Raw genomic sequence first — 16633 nt, 5'->3', positions numbered from 1 at the left:
TATCTCGATCCGAGCGAGGATCTGGTCGCCTATTTCTGCGCCGAGTTCGGCTTCCACGAAAGCTTCCAGATTTACTCCGGCGGCCTTGGCATCCTCGCCGGCGACCATTGCAAGGCGGCCAGCGACCTGAATATTCCCTTCGTCGCGGTCGGCATGCTTTACCGACAGGGCTATTTCACCCAGACCATCGACGCGCACGGCAACCAGGTGGCGCATTATGCGCCCACCCACTTCGGCGACCTGCCGATCTTTCCGGCGATTGACGCCGATGGCAAGGAAATCCATGTGCAGGTCGACATGTCCGGCCGGCGCGTCATGCTCAAGGTCTGGAAGGCCAAGGCGGGCCATATCTCCCTCTACTTGCTGGACAGCGATCTGCCGGAAAACGCCGAGGCCGACCGCCGCATCACCTACCAGCTTTACGGCGGCGACAGCAACACGCGCATCCAGCAGGAAATCGTGCTCGGCATCGGCGGGGTGCGCGCCGTGCAGGCCGTCGGACTCAAGCCAACGGTGTGGCACATCAACGAAGGGCATGCCGCCTTCATGGTGCTCGAACGTTGCCGCGAACACGTCGCCCTGGGCCTGGATTTCGACAGCGCCTTCGAGTTCGTGGCCACCAACACCATCTTCACGACCCACACCCCGGTGCCGGCTGGACACGATATCTTCGATCATCACATGATGAGCACTTATTTCTCCGATTTCGTGAAGCAGCTTGGCATCGACATGAACCACTTTCTGGGGCTCGGATCGAGTCCGAGCAGCCAGGGCGGGTTCAACCAGACCGCGCTCGCACTGCGTTGTTCGCGCTTCCGCAACGGCGTGTCGCGCATTCACGGCGAGGTGGCCGCACGCATGGCCGCCTATATCTGGCCGCAGATACCGCCGGAAGAAAATCCGATGGGCCATATCACCAACGGCGTGCACGTGCCGACATTCCTGGCGCGCGAATGGACGAACCTCTTCGACATGCGCTTTGGCAGCGGCTGGCGCAATGAATTGCTCAACGAGGATTTTTGGAAGCACATTGACGACATTCCCGACCACAGCTTCTGGAGTCTACGCCAGTCGCTGAAGTCGGAAATGCTCGCGGAAGTAAAACGCCGTGTGGTCCTGCAGCACCGACGCAACGGCACGAGTGAGGCGCTGATCGAACGCTACACGCAATACCTCATGCCGCAGGACGCCGATGTGCTCACGGTGGGCTTCGCGCGCCGCTTCGCCACCTACAAGCGCGCCACGCTGCTGTTCTCCGATCCGGTGCGCCTGGCGCGCCTGTTCAACGACCCCAAACGCCGCGTGCTGCTGATCTTCGCCGGCAAGGCGCATCCGCACGACCTGCCGGCACAACATTTGATCCAGGTTATTCACGAGTACTCGCGCCGTCCGGAATTCGAAGGCAAGATCGTCCTGCTCGAGGGATACGATCTGGCGCTGGCGCGCAAACTCGTCAGCAGCGTGGACGTGTGGTTGAACACGCCGGAATATCCCATGGAAGCGAGCGGCACCTCGGGCGAAAAAGCTGGTATCAACGGCGTCATCAACCTGAGCGTGCTCGACGGCTGGTGGGGCGAGGGCTACAACGGCGAGAACGGCTGGGCGATCACGCCGCACGGACCGCAGTACGACAGCGTCTACCGCGACCGCGAGGAAGGCCAGGAACTGCTCGATATCCTCGAAAAACAGGTGATTCCGCTTTATTACGCGCGCAACGGCCACGGCTATTCGGACGGGTGGGTCAGGAAATCGAAGCATTCCATGAAGTCGCTGATCCCGCGTTTCAATTCCCAGCGCATGGTCATGGACTACGTGCGCAACTATTACGCGCCCGCGAAACGCCAGCGCCTCATGATGATGGGCAACCAGTACGCGCGCGCCAAGGAAATCGCCACGTGGCGCAAGCGTCTCGATCAGAGCTGGCCGAACATCAGCCTGCGGCGTGTGGACGGTGGTCCGTCTGAAATCCGTTCCGGCCAGGTATTTTCGCTGCGCGTGTCCGCACGTCTGAACGGCCTGCACCCGGAAGACGTCCTCGTGGAGTGTCTCGTGGGACACGAGTCGGAAAACGGCGAGTTCACCCGTCTGGACAGCCACATCTTCACGGTGGAATCACATGACGAATCGGGCGAAACGCTGTTCAGGCTCGATCTCTACCCGCGGCTGCCGGGCCTGCAGTATTACAAGATCCGGATATTTCCGTTCCATCCCACCATGTCCCATCGCTTCGAATCGGGGTATATGATCTGGCTGTAATTATCTAAGGAAACTCTGAATAATGCTCTTAACCGCCAAGGGTGAGGCGGAGTTCCCGCGAATGTTCAGTGAACATTCGCGCCGCCGAACGGGTGCAACGATTTCTATTGCGCCCCGGGCCGCAATATAGAATTTCTTGGCGGTTCAAATTAATTAATCAGAACTTCCTTAAATCATTTTTTCATGTCTGTTTAATTTCCCGACCGTACAGTCGCGCCATCCGCCGCAGGCGCTCCATCAGGTCGGGCGGCAATTGCTCCCAGGCAAAACGCCAGCGCCAGTTCCCCTCCGTCGTGCCCGGCGTGTTCATGCGGTATCCGCGCCCGAGCGCCAACACGTCCTGCATGGGAATAATCGCCAGCTGCGATACCGATGCGAAGGCGGAGCGGATAAGCGGCCATGGCATCGACTCGTGTGGATAGCCGAGGTATTCCACGACGCGTAATTGTGTTTCCGCCGGCAGATTCTCGAACCACGCCAGTGTCGTGTCGTTGTCATGCGTGCCGGTATAGACCACGCTCGCCACGCGGTGGTTGTGCGGCAGATAGGGATTATCCGGCCCGCTGTCAAAGGCGAATTGCAGAATTTTCATGCCCGGCAAATCAAACCGGTCACGCAGCGCGTAGACTTCCGGGGTGATGAGACCGAGATCCTCGGCCACCACCGGCAGCGCGCCGAAATACGTCTTCAGGGCTTCAAATAACGCCTCGCCCGGAACCTTCACCCAGCGGCCGTTGATCGCGGTGTCTTCCGTCGCCGGAATTTCCCAACAGGCCTCGAAACCGCGAAAGTGATCCACGCGCAACAGGTCGAAACGCCTGAACTCGGTGGTAAGCCGCGCGATCCACCAGCGGAAACCGTCCGCCTGCATGCGCTCCCAGCGGTACAGCGGATTGCCCCAGCGTTGCCCCTGCTCCGAAAAATAATCCGGCGGCACGCCGGCGACCACGGTCGGCTGGCCTTCGGCATCGAGGATGAAATATTCACGCTGGGTCCAGACATCCACGCTGTCGTGCGCCACAAAAATGGGCATGTCGCCAAACAGCAGCACATTACGTTCGTTGGCATGCGCCCGCAATGCCTGCCATTGGCGGGCAAACACAAACTGCTCGAAGAATACCTGCGCAATCTCATCGATAAAGCGCACGCGCGCTTCCGCCAGTGCCTGCGGCTCGCGGTCGCGCAGCGGCGCCGGCCATTGATACCAGGCCCGTCCGGAATATTCCCGGCGTAATACGCGGTAAAGCGCATAATCGTCCAGCCAGTACGCCTCCACATTGATGAAGGCCTCGAAGACCTGCTGGTCGGAAACGGAAGCGCGCTGCGTGAAAATCCGGTGCGCCTGCGCGAGACGCTTGAGACGATAACCCACCGGATTCTCCGAACTGGCTGGATTGCCGGCATCCAGCCAGCCCCATTCCACCAGACGTTCCAGACTGATGAGCATGGGATTGCCGGCGTGCAACGACAACGAGCGATAGGGTGAACCGTCGCGGTGCGGCGGCCCGAGCGGCAACATTTGCCACACGGTGAACCCGGCCTGTCCCAGAAAATCCACGAACCGGTGCGCATCCGCGCCGAGATCGCCGTTGCCGATGCCGCCCGGCAGCGAGGTGGGATGCAGCAGTACGCCGGCGCGCCGGCGCTCCAGCACCGCGGGAATCATCCGCTGGAAAGCTGGCCGGGGCGCATGGCACCGCCGTGCACTGGCGCGCCGCCGCCGTGCGTGAATACCTGCGACAGATACTCCGGCGGCTCAGCGGCGATCAGTTGATAAAGATTCGTCAGGTGCTGGCGGTAGAGGCTTTCGAAATCGGCCACCGTCGCCGCCGGATTGTCGCCGCCGAACCACCAGAACCAGTCCGAACCCTCGCACACCGCGAGCTGCCGGGTCGCGCGATCGAGATGCGCGGCGTCGAGGCGGCCGGCGGCGGCATCGAAGGCGCGCTTGGCGTCGCCCAGCATGTCCCATCCGCGGTTTTTGTCCGGCTCGCCGATCCAGGTGGACAGCGTACCGTACACCCATGAACCGGCGGTGAGCGTTTGCAGTGATTTCTCCGGCTTGGTTTTGAGGCAATCCGAGAATGTGGTCAATTCGATTTTCGGATGTTCCGACAGGCGGCGATAGAGCGCGTGCAGAAAATAATAGGCGTTCTCCGGATAATGCTCCCAGGCATTTTCGCCGTCCATGATGATCGAGACCACGTGCTCGGGATGGCCGTTGCAACGTTGCGCGATCTCTTCAAGATGGTGCACGAGATTGCTCACGGCATCATCGGCATGCCATGTGGCGTAGTTGAAGCCGATCAGATCCGACAATCCGTCATCGCGGAAAAAGCAGTTCAGGCCGCTGTCCGCCACCGAATAGGCACGGTAGAGCCAGGCATCTTTCACGCCGTCCGCCTTGGCGCCGGAATCGACAAGACTGTTGTGCAACACGCTCTCGCCACTCGCGGCCCAGCGAAAACCCGCCTCCGCCAGTAATTTCAGTGAAGCCGTGCTCACCGCGCCTTCCGATGGCCAGCAACCGGCCGGGACGAAACCAAAATGACGACGGAACGTCTCGATACCTTCGCGGATATGCCAGCGTGCCCGTTCTTCCCCGCCGGGATACTGCGGCAACAGAGGCAGCGGCGCCTTGGGCATGGCCTCTCGCGCGCACTTGAAGTCGAGCAACAGCGGCAAAATCGGATGAGCGTAAGGCGTCACCGAAAGCTCCACCTGCCCGCGGGAGGCCAGGTGCGCATAGCGGGCGATCACGTTTGACAGCAGTTCGCCGATCACGGTCAGCAGTTCCCGCCGGTCATGCAGCGTGTAGCCGGTGTTCTTGTCGAGCAGGCGTTTCACGCGCACATCGCCGCGGCGCACGGTTTCACCGAGCCAGGCGAGGTGATACCACACGAGGAGATCGGTGAGAAACTGGTTGTTCAGGTATCGCATCGCCTCCGGATGCGGCAAAACCCAGGCGGCCATGTCGGCGAGCCGGCGGTAGGCGGGAAAACGACCGATGACGCGCAATTCGTTGGCGCGCAGGCAGGCCTTGATGAGCGAAATGCGCTGCTCGTCCGACGGCGGCAACGCCGGGCTCACCAGCGCCGCCAGAAGCGAATCGCGGATCGGCAGGCTGTTGGTCAGGAATCCATCCACCTGTCGTGCATAGTCTTCAATCTGTTCGAGCAACAGCGGCGCGAAATTGACCACGGCGCGTGCCGCCGGCACGGCCTCGAGGTGCGCCGCCATGTCCACGTAATCCTTGATCGTGTGCAGGTAGGTCCAGGGCAGATACGACGTGCCGCTCACCAGATCGCGATACTGCGGCTGGTGCATGTGCCAGCACAGCACGACTTTGAGGCGCGCTTCACCGGACATGATGCAGCTCCTGACCGAGCATTTCGGCTGTCACCAGCACTACCCCGCGTGGGGTCACGTAAAAGCGCCTGGTGTCTTCCTGCAAATTTTCTCCGATGATCATTCCATCGGGAATCAGGCATCCCCTGTCGATGATCGCATTCTTCAGGCGACAGTGGCGCTGAATGACGGCACCGGGCAAAACCACCGAGTCGGCGATCTCGCAGAAGGAATGCACCTTGACGTTTGAAAACAGCAGCGAATGACGCACCTTTGAACCCGAAATGACACATCCGCCTGAAACCATCGAATCCACCGCCATGCCGCGCCGGTCGTCGTCATTGAACACGAACTTGGCCGGCGGCAGTTGTTCCTGATAAGTCCAGATCGGCCATTCGTCATCATAAAGATTGAGCTCGGGCGTAACGTCGACCAGCTCGATATTCGCCTCCCAGAACGCATCCACGGTCCCCACGTCACGCCAGTAAGGTTGCTTGCCCGTGAGCGGGTCGCGGAACGGGTAAGCCATCACGCGGTACGATTGGATAATCGAAGGAATGATGTCTTTTCCGAAATCATGCGCCGACTCGCGCGAGTCGGCGTCGCGGATGAGTTGTTCATACAGGAACTTGGTGTTGAACACATAGATACCCATGGAAGCCAGCGCCGTATCGGGGCGGCCCGGCAAAGATTCCGGTATTTCCGGTTTCTCCTGGAAACCCACGATCCGGTGATGTCCATCCACTTGCATCACCCCAAACTCGCGAGAGCGTTCAACCGGCACTTCAACACAGGCGACCGTGGCATCGGCACCGCTTTCGACGTGATGCACAATCATGGCGCCATAGTCCATTTTGTAAATATGATCCCCGGCTAGAATCAGGACATAGCTCGGGTCGTGATTGCGCAGGATGTCGAGATTCTGGTACACCGCGTCCGCCGTGCCGGTGTACCACGAGGTTTCGATGCGCTGCTGCGCCGGCAGCAGCTCGACAAATTCGCCGAGCTCGCCGCGCAGGAATCCCCAGCCTCGCTGGATGTGCTTGATGAGCGAATGCGCCTTGTACTGGGTCAGCACGCCCACGCGCCGAATACCGGAGTTCATGCAGTTGGACAATGGGAAGTCGACGATACGGAACTTGCCGCCAAACGGGACGGACGGTTTGGCGCGCCACAAGGTGAGATGTTTCAGGCGTGAACCGCGACCGCCGGCAAGTACCAGGGCCAAAGTGTCGCGCGTCAGGCGCGTGATATGGCGTGTGGCAGTGTCCTGAATCATGGTTGCGCTCCCTTGATTATTGAGGCGGCCTGAATCAACCTGGATGCCGCCACATTAAAACGTCACCACGGCCACCGGGTCGGCCACCTTGCCGCCTCAATTATCCGTCAATTTAATGTTATCGATCCGGCGCTTTCGCGGCAGCCACGGCAGAGGAATATACAATGCCCAAGCCACCGTTAGATAAAAATCGTACCGGATCAATAACCGCGGTGCGCATGAATTTTCTGTTGTCTCCGTTTCAGAATTTACCACAACGCCGCGAATTCAAATACACTAGCAGGCGTCACCGAAATAACCGTTATCGAACCAGATAGAACTTGACCAATATACTTTTTGTCGCAAGCGAAGCCCATCCGCTGATCAAAACCGGCGGGCTCGGCGACGTCGCCGGCAGCCTGCCGGTCGCGCTGCAATCCTTGCGCGCCGACGTGCGCCTGCTGCTGCCCGCCTACCATGATGCCGTGGCACGCGCCGGCCGGCTCAAAACCGTCGCGAAGTTGACGGTTCCCGGTCTCGGCGCGCCGGTCCGGATTCTGGAAGGCCGGCTTCCCGGCACTCCATTGATCACCTGGCTTGTCGATTTCCCCCCGGCCTACGACCGGCCCGGCAATCCCTATCTCGACTCCCTGGGCCAACCCTGGCCGGACAACGCCATGCGCTTTGCGCTGCTGGCGCACGTGGCGGTCACGCTCGCACTCGGCCGTACCCGGCTCAAATGGCGGCCCGATGTCGTGCATTGTCACGACTGGCAAACGGGTCTGGTGCCCGCGCTGCTGGCGCCGAAAAAAAGTCGGCCGGCCACGGTTTTCACCATTCACAACCTGGCCTATCAAGGTTTGTTTCCCCACGAAAGCTTTACAGCGCTGGGTCTTCCTGCTTCGCTCTGGTCGCCTGACGCCCTGGAATTTCACGGCCAGTTGTCGTTTATCAAAGGCGGACTCGTCTTTGCCGACCGTCTGACCACCGTGAGCCCCACCTACGCACGCGAAATCCAAACGCCGGAATTCGGAAGCGGTCTGGACGGGTTGCTGCGTCGCCGCGCGGGACGGTTGTCAGGAATCCTGAACGGCATAAACGGCGAGGAGTGGGATCCGGCCCGTGATCCGTTTATCGCCAAACCCTATTCCGCGCGCCGCCTGCAAGACAAGCTGCCCAACAAGCTCGCGCTGCAAAAGGAATTCGGCCTGCCCGGGGAAACGCAGACAAGCTTGATCGGCATGGTGGGAAGACTGGTGCAGCAAAAAGGCATTGACCTGATTCTCGATACGCTGCCCGGGCTCATGCACCGGCCGCTGCAGCTCGTGATACTCGGCTCGGGCGAGGCCAGCTATGAGGCGGCGTTGCGCGCACAGGCGGCGCGTTATCCCGGGCGCCTGGCGGTTCATATCGGTTATGACGAGCGCCTGGCGCATATGATCGAGGCCGGGGCGGATATGTTCCTGATGCCGTCGCGCTTCGAGCCGTGCGGACTGAATCAGCTCTACAGCCTGCGCTACGGGACCATCCCGATCGTGCGGCATGTCGGCGGGCTGGCCGACACCGTGGTGGATGCCGGCGAAGCGAATCTTAAAGCCGGGAAAGCCACAGGGGTCGTGCTCGAGGAGAAACGCGTGGGGGCACTTCTCGCGGCCGTGGACCGCGCCCTCGCCTTGCAGAAAAACACCCGCCGGTGGAAACAAATGATGCGCACCGGCATGCGTCACGATTTCACCTGGCGTCGCAGCGCCGCCCAATATCTGAGACTTTACCTACGGCTCGTGCGCGGGAAAAAACGCTGACGTCAGCCGCTTGGCGCGGCATGTGTCTTCACATTACCGCGTTGGCGCCGTGCGAAATCTTCCAGTTGACGGGTAATGGCGACAAAGGCATCGCGAATGGCGACATAGACATCTTCATCCTGGGCGCGGTTCGCCACCAATTCGGCGCCCGGGACGGTGAGGTCGATGCGCACGCTGTAGAGTTTTCCCTGGTGCTGGTGCCGCTGTGGCGATTCCACCACCACCCGGCAACTGTTGATCCGGTCGTAAAAGCGGCCTAGCTTGTCGGCCTTTTCACGGATGCGGGATTCCACCGCTTCGGATTGCGGCATGTCCTTCAAGGTTACCTGTAACGGAATCTGCATAATCATGCTCCCCCTTTGATGCATTGTTGATTGGGCAACAGTGACTCTCTGCGCTGAATTGACGTCTTGAATGACAAAAGCATACGCTGATTTTAAATCCTTCGCTCCTTGTAATGCGGGTCCACCCAGCAGCGCGGCATATGTTCACCGGAGAGGAACAGCATGTCGGACTTGCGGAAGCCGGTCGGGTCCTGCATTTCCTCGCCGGCGTGAAATCGTCCCTCGACTTCGATCCTGAATGGATCAAACAGGGCTTCGAGGTCCATCACTTCAACAATATCGCCGCTGGGTTTATGCATCAAAAACATGGCACCTCCGCGTTCCACCTCCCACAGCCAAAGTCAGGAATTTTTGCCGCTCCTGGCGCTAGCAAAACAATCCTCGCGCCACAGGCAACCGGTTTGATCGCACATACCATCGTAAGCGGTAGCGAAACAGTCGAAATTTCCCTCCTGCCTCTGGATTGCCTTGATTAACTCTTCTTTTTCGGCCTTGCCCGGCTGCAGGCCGCGTTCACGGGCAATCTCGCGTATTCTCTGGATTTTCATGATTTCGCCTCCTTGAGAAATGTAAGAAGTTCCAAAGATACGCCTGCACGATTGACAAAATCATGACGCCGCAGGCGCGGTCCGACTTTGACCGATGTCAATAAATCACATCTGTACTGACAACGCCATATGTCAGCCGTTCAATCCCGTTTTCAGCCCAGGGTCTTTACAATTCCGGCCGGGAATGAAAGGATGGCGGTGACCGACGAATATAATTTTCCGATCTCGCTTTGCCGTGACCCTGCAAGCAATGGGTGTCTCTATGAAGACCAAAAACCTCACCGAACTTCGCGCCCAGGCCCGCGCCCGTGGCCTCAAGGGATATTCAAAAATCTCCCGCAGCGAGCTTGAACGCCTGCTGACCGGAAGCGACTCGCGGAATCCAGCGGCCGCAAAAAAACTGGAAAAAACAACATCCACGAAAAATACATCTGCGACAAAATCCAAAGCGGCACGAAATCCGGCTAAATCGGCGCTCACCCGCGAGAAAAAGAAACCGGCTGCGGTTCGCGCACGAACCAAGGCGCCGACAGTGGCTCCGCCCGCGCCGGTACCCCAATGGGAATGGGCGGGCGACATCTCCCACCAGTCCGCCGAAGAAGAGCAGGTTGAAAGCGCTAAGTACGCGACGGTCCTGCCCGGCAGCGTCGCTCCACCCGCGGTGGCGGCCGATCTCGGCGAAGATATCGATAATCTGCCACCGGTCACCGAGGCAACGCTTTGCCTGCTGCCGCAGAAACCGGGCGTGCTGCACGGATATTGGGTCATTCCACCGAACACCTTGCCAAATTCCCAATCGCTCAAGCTGCGGCTGGGACGCATCGTCCGCGATGCCTTTGAAATCATCGAGGAAATCTCCCTGCCGCACGAACGCGGCCACTGGTATTTCCATCTCGATGAATCCGCCGATGCCGGCGCGGTTTATTTGCAGCTCGGCTATTACGAACCGGACGGAAGTTTTGTCACCGCCACCCGCCGCGGCATCGCGCGCATCCCGAGCCTGCACGCCTCCGAGCGCACCGATCGCCTGTGGTGGGTGAGCGAAAAACAATTCCGCGCCATGTATCGGCGCGCCGGCGGCTTCGTGCGCGCGGGGCGCCTGGGCTGGGCCGCTTCGATCAGCAGTCCGGGCGGCACGGTTCCGGCGCCCTCCTCCGAGCGTCTCGCCTGGCCGGGTAACGTCAGCAGCCCGCATAAATAAAGGCTCGCACCCGCTCCCGGCTGATCATGGATCCCAAAGGCTACCTCGCGCTCGTCCTGCACGCGCACCTGCCGTTCGTGCGCCATCCGGAACACAATCGCTTCCTCGAAGAAGACTGGTTCTTCGAGGCGCTCACCGAAACCTACCTGCCGTTGCTCAACGTCTTCGAGGGGCTCGCGTCGCACGGCGCGCACTTCCGCGTGACGATGTCGCTCACGCCCACCCTGCTCTCGATGATGACCGACCCGCTGTTGCAGCAGCGTTACGTGCGTTATCTCGACGAGCGACTCGAAGCGCTGAAGGGCGAGCGCCGCCGCACCGAGCACGATGCGTATTTTCACCCAGTGGTGCAGTTCTACACCGACTTGTACACGCGCCTGCGCCGCCGCTTCGTCGAGCAGGATCGCCTCGACGTCACGCAGGCGTTCCGCCGCCTGCTGGAAGCCGGCTACCTCGACATCCTCACCTGCGGCGCCACCCACGGCTATTTCCCGCTGCTCGCGGTCAACGAAGAAAGCCTCTACGCCCAGCTCTCGATGGCGGTGCGCACGCATCAGCGCATCCTTGGCCGGCGCCCGCGCGGCATCTGGCTGCCGGAGTGCGGCTACAAGCCGGGCGTGGACCGTTTGCTGCGCGAATTCGGCATCGAATATTTCATTCTGGATTCGCACGGCCTGCTCAACGCCGACCCGCGACCGAAGTACGGCGTGCATCGCCCGATTCGCACGCCCGCCGGCCCGGCGGCGTTCGCGCGCGACTACGAATCGAGCAAACAGGTGTGGGCCGCGGAGGAAGGCTACCCGGGCGATTCCATCTACCGTGAGTTCTATCGCGATGCCGGGTTCGACGTGCACGATCCGCACATCACGAAACTGCGCCACGCCGGCATTTCGACCTTCACCGGCCTGAAGTATCACCGCATCACCGGCAAGACCGCCTGGAAAGAACCGTATCACCCCGGCTGGGCGCGCGAGCGCGCGTCGGAACACGCGGGGCACTTCATGTTCAACCGCCAGATGCAAGTCGGTTGGCTGGCGTCGTTTTTCGACCGTCCGCCGATCATCCTCGCGCCGTACGACGCCGAGCTTTTCGGCCACTGGTGGTTCGAGGGTCCGCAGTGGATAGATTTCCTGCTGCGCAAGATCGCTTACGACCAGAACGATATAAAAACCATCACGCCGTCGGAATATCTCGACCGCTTCGGCGATCTGCAACCGGTCTCGCCGCCCGAGTGCAGTTGGGGCGCGGGCGGGTTTCACGAAGTGTGGCTAAACGGTTCCAACGACTGGATTTATCCGCACCTGCATGCCGCCGCCGAGCGCATGAGTACGCTGGTGCAGCGTTTTCCCGACGCGGATGGTTTACTGCGCTGGGCGCTGGATCAAACCGCGCGCGAGCTGCTGCTGGCGCAATCGAGCGACTGGCCGTTCATCATGAAAACCGGAACCAGCGTGGAATACGCCGTGCGGCGCTTCAAAACCCACATCCATCGCTTCAACCGCCTCGCGGGCATGGTTGAATCCGGCCACTACGATGAGAATTACCTGCGGGAAGTCAGCGCGCGTGACAGTCTGTTTCCGGACATGGATTACCGGATATTTCAGACGCGTCCCTGGCTCTAGGTAAAGTACCTCAAAGCACCGTCTTCAAGGCATAACTGCGCTCGTGGAACAGGCGCACGCACGCGTCCACGGCGGCAGAGTCATATTTAACGCCACGATACTTGCGGACTTCCTCGAGCGCTGCGTCTATACCCAGGCTCGCGCGATAGGGACGGTGTGCCGCCATGGCCTCCACCACGTCAGCGACCGCCAGAATCCGCGCCTCGAGAAGAATTTGGTCACCCTTCAGCCCCTGCGGATATCCGCTGCCGTCGAGGCGTTCATGGTGCTGCAACGCCACCTGCGCGACCGGCCAGGGGAAATCGATATCCTTCAGCACTTCGTAGCCCTGTTCCGGATGCGATTTGATCAGCTCGAACTCGGCCTTGGTCAACTTCGTGGGCTTGGCCAGTATCTCGGCCGGCACGACGATCTTGCCAATGTCGTGCACGTAACCCGCAATCTGCAGACCCTTCACCACCTGGGCGTCGAGGCCCATCTCGGCGGCGATGGCGCCGGACAGATCACCCACGCGCTGCTCGTGACCGTAGGTATAAGGATCGCGCAACTCGCTCATCACCGACACGGCCTTGATGGTGCCGAGCATGCCGCGTTCCAGTTTCTGGATGTAGTCCTGAATCCTGGCCTCGGCGCGCTTTTTGTCGCTGATGTCCTGCACTACGCCGATTACCGCCGGTTGCCCACCATGCTTGGCTCGGTTGATGTGGGCACCCACATCGACCGTCGACCCGTCGCGGCGGCGGCAAAGATATGCCAGCAGCTGACTCTCTTCCTCCCCGCTCAGGCAGCGCGCAAGGTTTGCGCTTAACGCTGCGCGGTCGCGTTCCATGACGATCTCGGTCACCTCGCGACCAACGAGATCGGAAGGCTTATAGCCCAGGATCTCGGCCAGACGCGGATTGACATAAGCGAAACGCCCGTCAACGATAATGAAGATCCCCGCGATCGACTGTTCCACCAGGCCTTGAAACTGCTCGGCGGCGGCGGCCAGCTTTTCCCCGTGCAGGCGGCTGTCGTGAATGTCGTAGCACGAGCCGATATATCCCAGGAACGTACCGTTCGGGTCATGGATCGGTTCGCCGTGATCGGCAATCCAGCGGTACTCGCCGCTATAGTGACGCAACCGATATTCCATCAGAAAAGGCTCGCGGGCACGAAATGCCTTGAGGAATGTATCGACATAGCGTTGCAAATCGTTGGGATGAATGCCTTGCGTCAGACCGTCGCCGAGTTCCTGTTCCAACGCCCGACCCGTGAACTTGAGCCATGCCTGATTGAAATAATCGCGTTTGGCATCTGTGCCGGCGCGCCAGATCGGATTGGGAAAGGTAGCAAGTATGCGTACGTAGAAATCGCGCGCCTTCATCAATTGCGCTTCGTGCCGTTTGCGTTCCGAGATATCGCGGACAACCAACTGATAATAATTTTGTCCGTCAACCTCGACGCGCGCGGCACTGACCTCGATAGGCACTTCGCTGCCGTCCCGGTGATTTAATGTCGTTTCGTAACGAGCGCGCCCTTCGCTCTTGAAACGGGCGTAATCCTCCGTCGCCATCTCGCGGGCTGACTTGCTCCGGTACTGGATCAGCGGCGTTCCGATCATCTCTTCGCGCGTGTAACCGATCAGATCATGTGCCCGATCATTTATTTCAGCGACATGCAGACTCTCATCCGCCAGCAAGATCAGGTCATTCGCATTGTGCGACAGGTATTCGAAATGTTTGACGAGGGCTTGTTTCTCAGCCTCCTGCATGCGCTGCTGCAGCGCGAAATTGCGCGCTTGCTGGCGCCAGCCGAGTCCGACCATCAAGCCGGCGAGCATGATCGCCACGAGCGTGATCGTGGCGGAGACAAGCTGCACTTGGCGGATGGGCGCGAGCGCCTCCTCGCGATCGATCTCGGCGATCATGTACCAGGGCGTACCGTAAATGGGCCGCAATACCGAAAATACCGACACGCCACGGTAGTCGGTTCCTTCGAACGTCCCGATCTCACCTTGCACCGCTTGGGCTGCCGGAAGACCTGGCGTCGTGACCGGCATTCGCAGCGTGAGCCCGCTCCCCGGGTGATATCGCAGCTTGCTCAGATACATCACCTCGTCGCCCTCACGGCGCACGATCAGCGTCTCGCCATTCTGGGCTTGCAACGGCCAACGCTGGATCTGACCGTACAGGTACCGGTTCGGATCGACACGCAGCACAATGACGCCGGCGATGAATAATTTGTCTTGGCTGCCGGCCGTCAACGGCATGACAAAATCGAGATGTATGTGGTCGGGTCTGTGGACGACGCGATAAAGGTCGGAGAACTGCGTTATGCGGGACTTCACCGCCTCGTTCACGAGCCGCTCAAGGCGCGGGTTGTTGCCGTGCGTCTCGCCCACCTCCAACCGCAGCCGGCCGCGCGCGTCATAAAGCAGGACCGATTCGTAATCATTGCTGAACCTTACGGCCTGCAGGCGAGTCACGACCCGGTCACGCTCAGCATTATCGCCGAGGTCGAACCAGCGGTGGATACGATCCCCGAACCCGCGATCGCCGGCGAACACGCTTGCGTCGCCCCAACGCTCATCGATCCATCGCTCGATCTCATCCGCCTTGAGGTCCGCCATGGCGTTGAGCTCATCAAGCTTCTCCTCGCGGATAAGCCGGGTGATCTGCGAGGTCACAAAGTAGCTTGTGATCAGAATCGTGGCGGATAAACCGATGAACGCACCGAGGACAAATCGCGGGCTTGCCAGACGGTTAATGCGGCTGTCCACGGCATCGGATACGGCGGCGGGCCCGGTGACGGCTCCCGCGCGCAACAGCAGATACAGGAACAATCCGGTCACCGCGACGAAACCCAGACCCTTCAGCTGGCTGAATATCGGCTGATACGCCGGATTCGGCACGAAGGTGAACAACGCCCAGTCGGAGGTGAGTATCCACAGTACCGCGAATACGGCATAGCCGAGGGTAATGCGCAGCGGTGTTCGCCATGCCTTTTGCGGCGTGTGCGCGTCAGTGCGCATAACGACTTCCCGGTCCATGGAGGTACGCACCTCTGCTGTCGTTCGGACGTCAGACGGGCGGAGTGCAAAGGCGCTGGCCCGAACGTGGCAGTCGGATAAGTTAAGACTAAGAATAGTTCACAATATTGATCAGGTACGCTGTTGCAGCCGTATTGACCAAGGTCATCACTGGGCTGGAATAGTCAGGACTAGCCTAGAGAAAATGCTCGTGGCGGTTATTTCTGGCCAATTCAGGCGGTTAACAGCCGCCCATGCCAGAGCCACGCCGGGGAAATGCACACAAAATCAGCGTCAATACCATGCATGACAGGCAGCGCTTGCCGAGCGGTGCAGTGTTTCAAGAACCACATTATTGGCCATGGCAATTCCTCCTGTAAACAGCGTCGCGCTGAGATTTTAAGCGTAAACAATCCCCGCGCTCGACCGCATCTCGACTTTAAAATCGGGCGGCTGCAGCAAGGTCTGATAAACCACGCAATAGCGTTCCGTCAGTCGCAGCAAGGTGACGAGCTGCTCATGATTCGCATCCGTGTCAACATCGAAACGCAAACGGATGTCCTTGAACCCGACGCGGGCGTCCTTCGTGACGGCGAGCGTTCCGCGAAAATCGAGATCGCCCTCGGCCGTCACCGTGGCATCGCGCACCGGAATACCCAAGGCCGTGGCCACGGCGGACAGCGTTACGCCGGCGCACGCCACCAGCGACTCGAGCAGCATGTCACCCGAACACGCTGCCATGCCGCTCCCGCCCGTGGCCGGGTGCAGTCCTGCTTCGACCATCGCCTTGCCGGTATCGATCTTGCAGGTCACGCCCTCCCCGAGCCGTCCACTCGCGCGCAGGGTCACGCGAGCCGTCGCCGGATCGGAGCGGTATTTTTCCTTGAGCGGATTTTGCAGCGCCTTGAATTCTTCGGATTTCACGCGACCTCCTGTCAGGCCCACTTGACCACGACGTAAACAATCACCGCGGCGATCGCGCCCCAGAATACCAGCGTCGCCCATAAACCACTCTGCCTTCGCTGTCTTGCGAACATGGCGGGTTCCTGGCCTCCAGTTCGGCGGCCAGCTTTTCCACGGCGTCCTTTGAATCCTTGAGGTCCTTGCCGGTGGCGGTGCGATAAAATTTTATCGCCTCGATCTTGTTACCCGAATAGACGGCATTGCTGACAGTCGTCAGTTTTTCCGGAGTCAGTTCATTCGCCATGGTTCGTCGCCTTTGCGCTTCAGGGTTACATCAGCCG

The 16633-nt window shown here is 60.1% G+C and carries 13 protein-coding genes; 4 read left to right on the top strand and 9 right to left on the bottom strand.

The genetic code is table 11. The features are described from left to right. Positions 1-2256 (top strand): alpha-glucan family phosphorylase (gene glgP, locus ACC569_RS10670; RefSeq protein ID WP_372523511.1); only part of this gene is annotated, 2256 nt, incomplete at its 5' end. Positions 2257-2437: 181 nt separating this feature from the next. Here the strand turns inward: glgP and malQ are convergent. Genes malQ through glgC form a run of 3 tightly spaced genes read right to left on the bottom strand, consistent with a single transcriptional unit; the run spans position 2438 to position 6883 of the window. After that, the gene (gene malQ, locus ACC569_RS10665) at positions 2438-3922 is read right to left on the bottom strand and encodes a 4-alpha-glucanotransferase (RefSeq protein WP_372523510.1); all 1485 of its coding nucleotides are present in this window, start codon (positions 3920-3922) and stop codon (positions 2438-2440) included. After that, positions 3919-5625, bottom strand: a complete 1707-nt coding sequence (locus tag ACC569_RS10660; RefSeq protein ID WP_372523509.1) for a glycoside hydrolase — start codon at positions 5623-5625, stop codon at positions 3919-3921. The genes malQ and ACC569_RS10660 overlap by 4 nt, the downstream gene beginning before the upstream one ends. Beyond that, positions 5615-6883 carry a glucose-1-phosphate adenylyltransferase gene (glgC, locus tag ACC569_RS10655; protein WP_372523508.1) on the bottom strand — a complete coding sequence of 423 codons (1269 nt, stop codon included), beginning with the start codon at positions 6881-6883 and terminating at the stop codon, positions 5615-5617. The genes ACC569_RS10660 and glgC overlap by 11 nt, the downstream gene beginning before the upstream one ends. A 320-nt stretch (positions 6884-7203) precedes the next feature. Here glgC and glgA point away from each other — a divergent pair, with 320 nt between their 5' ends. Continuing rightward, positions 7204-8664 (top strand): glycogen synthase GlgA, encoded by a 1461-nt coding sequence (gene glgA, locus ACC569_RS10650; RefSeq protein ID WP_372523506.1) that lies wholly within the window; start codon positions 7204-7206, stop codon positions 8662-8664. 2 nt (positions 8665-8666) lie between these two features. Here glgA and hpf read toward each other — a convergent pair whose 3' ends face one another. The 3 genes from hpf to ACC569_RS10635 all read right to left on the bottom strand — a co-directional run bounded on the left by hpf (position 8667) and on the right by ACC569_RS10635 (position 9556). Beyond that, positions 8667-9008 carry a ribosome hibernation-promoting factor, HPF/YfiA family gene (gene hpf, locus ACC569_RS10645; protein WP_372523505.1) on the bottom strand — a complete coding sequence of 114 codons (342 nt, stop codon included), beginning with the start codon at positions 9006-9008 and terminating at the stop codon, positions 8667-8669. Positions 9009-9100: 92 nt separating this feature from the next. Continuing rightward, positions 9101-9316, bottom strand: a complete 216-nt coding sequence (locus tag ACC569_RS10640; RefSeq protein WP_372523504.1) for an acetyltransferase — start codon at positions 9314-9316, stop codon at positions 9101-9103. Positions 9317-9349: 33 nt separating this feature from the next. Beyond that, positions 9350-9556, bottom strand: a complete 207-nt coding sequence (locus ACC569_RS10635) for an SAP domain-containing protein (RefSeq protein WP_372523503.1) — start codon at positions 9554-9556, stop codon at positions 9350-9352. 262 nt (positions 9557-9818) lie between these two features. Here ACC569_RS10635 and ACC569_RS10630 point away from each other — a divergent pair, with 262 nt between their 5' ends. After that, entirely contained in the window at positions 9819-10757 is a 939-nt protein-coding gene (locus ACC569_RS10630; protein WP_372523502.1) for a DUF4912 domain-containing protein, read from the top strand. Between the two features lie 26 nt (positions 10758-10783). Next, a complete protein-coding gene (locus ACC569_RS10625) occupies positions 10784-12379 on the top strand; it encodes a glycoside hydrolase family 57 protein (RefSeq protein WP_372523501.1) in 1596 nt (531 codons plus the stop codon). Positions 12380-12389: 10 nt separating this feature from the next. Here the strand turns inward: ACC569_RS10625 and ACC569_RS10620 are convergent, their stop codons facing one another. From ACC569_RS10620 to ACC569_RS10610, 3 genes are all read right to left on the bottom strand, one after another. Beyond that, positions 12390-15392, bottom strand: coding sequence for a PAS domain S-box protein (locus ACC569_RS10620; RefSeq protein WP_372523500.1), 3003 nt, complete (start codon positions 15390-15392; stop codon positions 12390-12392). Positions 15393-15788: 396 nt separating this feature from the next. Further along, positions 15789-16313 carry an OsmC family protein gene (locus ACC569_RS10615; RefSeq protein ID WP_372523499.1) on the bottom strand — a complete coding sequence of 175 codons (525 nt, stop codon included), beginning with the start codon at positions 16311-16313 and terminating at the stop codon, positions 15789-15791. Between the two features lie 40 nt (positions 16314-16353). After that, positions 16354-16596 (bottom strand): hypothetical protein, encoded by a 243-nt coding sequence (locus tag ACC569_RS10610; RefSeq protein ID WP_372523498.1) that lies wholly within the window; start codon positions 16594-16596, stop codon positions 16354-16356. Positions 16597-16633: the final 37 nt, after the last annotated feature.

It is taken from the genome of Sulfuricaulis sp., assembly GCF_041499725.1.
Classification (GTDB): domain Bacteria; phylum Pseudomonadota; class Gammaproteobacteria; order Acidiferrobacterales; family Sulfurifustaceae; genus Sulfuricaulis.
Note: the sequence above shows the minus strand (reverse complement) of the source record. Positions and strands in the feature narration are given on the sequence as shown.

Excerpts from the sequence above, each read along its gene's own strand:
- malQ (WP_372523510.1), bottom strand. The coding sequence starts at position 3,922 with ATGATTCCCGCGGTGCTGGAGCGCCGGCGCGCCGGCGTACTGCTGCAT.
- ACC569_RS10660 (WP_372523509.1), bottom strand. The coding sequence starts at position 5,625 with ATGTCCGGTGAAGCGCGCCTCAAAGTCGTGCTGTGCTGGCACATGCAC.
- glgC (WP_372523508.1), bottom strand. The coding sequence starts at position 6,883 with ATGATTCAGGACACTGCCACACGCCATATCACGCGCCTGACGCGCGAC.
- hpf (WP_372523505.1), bottom strand. The coding sequence starts at position 9,008 with ATGCAGATTCCGTTACAGGTAACCTTGAAGGACATGCCGCAATCCGAA.
- ACC569_RS10640 (WP_372523504.1), bottom strand. The coding sequence starts at position 9,316 with ATGTTTTTGATGCATAAACCCAGCGGCGATATTGTTGAAGTGATGGAC.
- ACC569_RS10635 (WP_372523503.1), bottom strand. The coding sequence starts at position 9,556 with ATGAAAATCCAGAGAATACGCGAGATTGCCCGTGAACGCGGCCTGCAG.
- ACC569_RS10630 (WP_372523502.1), top strand. The coding sequence starts at position 9,819 with ATGAAGACCAAAAACCTCACCGAACTTCGCGCCCAGGCCCGCGCCCGT.
- ACC569_RS10625 (WP_372523501.1), top strand. The coding sequence starts at position 10,784 with ATGGATCCCAAAGGCTACCTCGCGCTCGTCCTGCACGCGCACCTGCCG.
- ACC569_RS10620 (WP_372523500.1), bottom strand. The coding sequence starts at position 15,392 with ATGCGCACTGACGCGCACACGCCGCAAAAGGCATGGCGAACACCGCTG.
- ACC569_RS10610 (WP_372523498.1), bottom strand. The coding sequence starts at position 16,596 with ATGGCGAATGAACTGACTCCGGAAAAACTGACGACTGTCAGCAATGCC.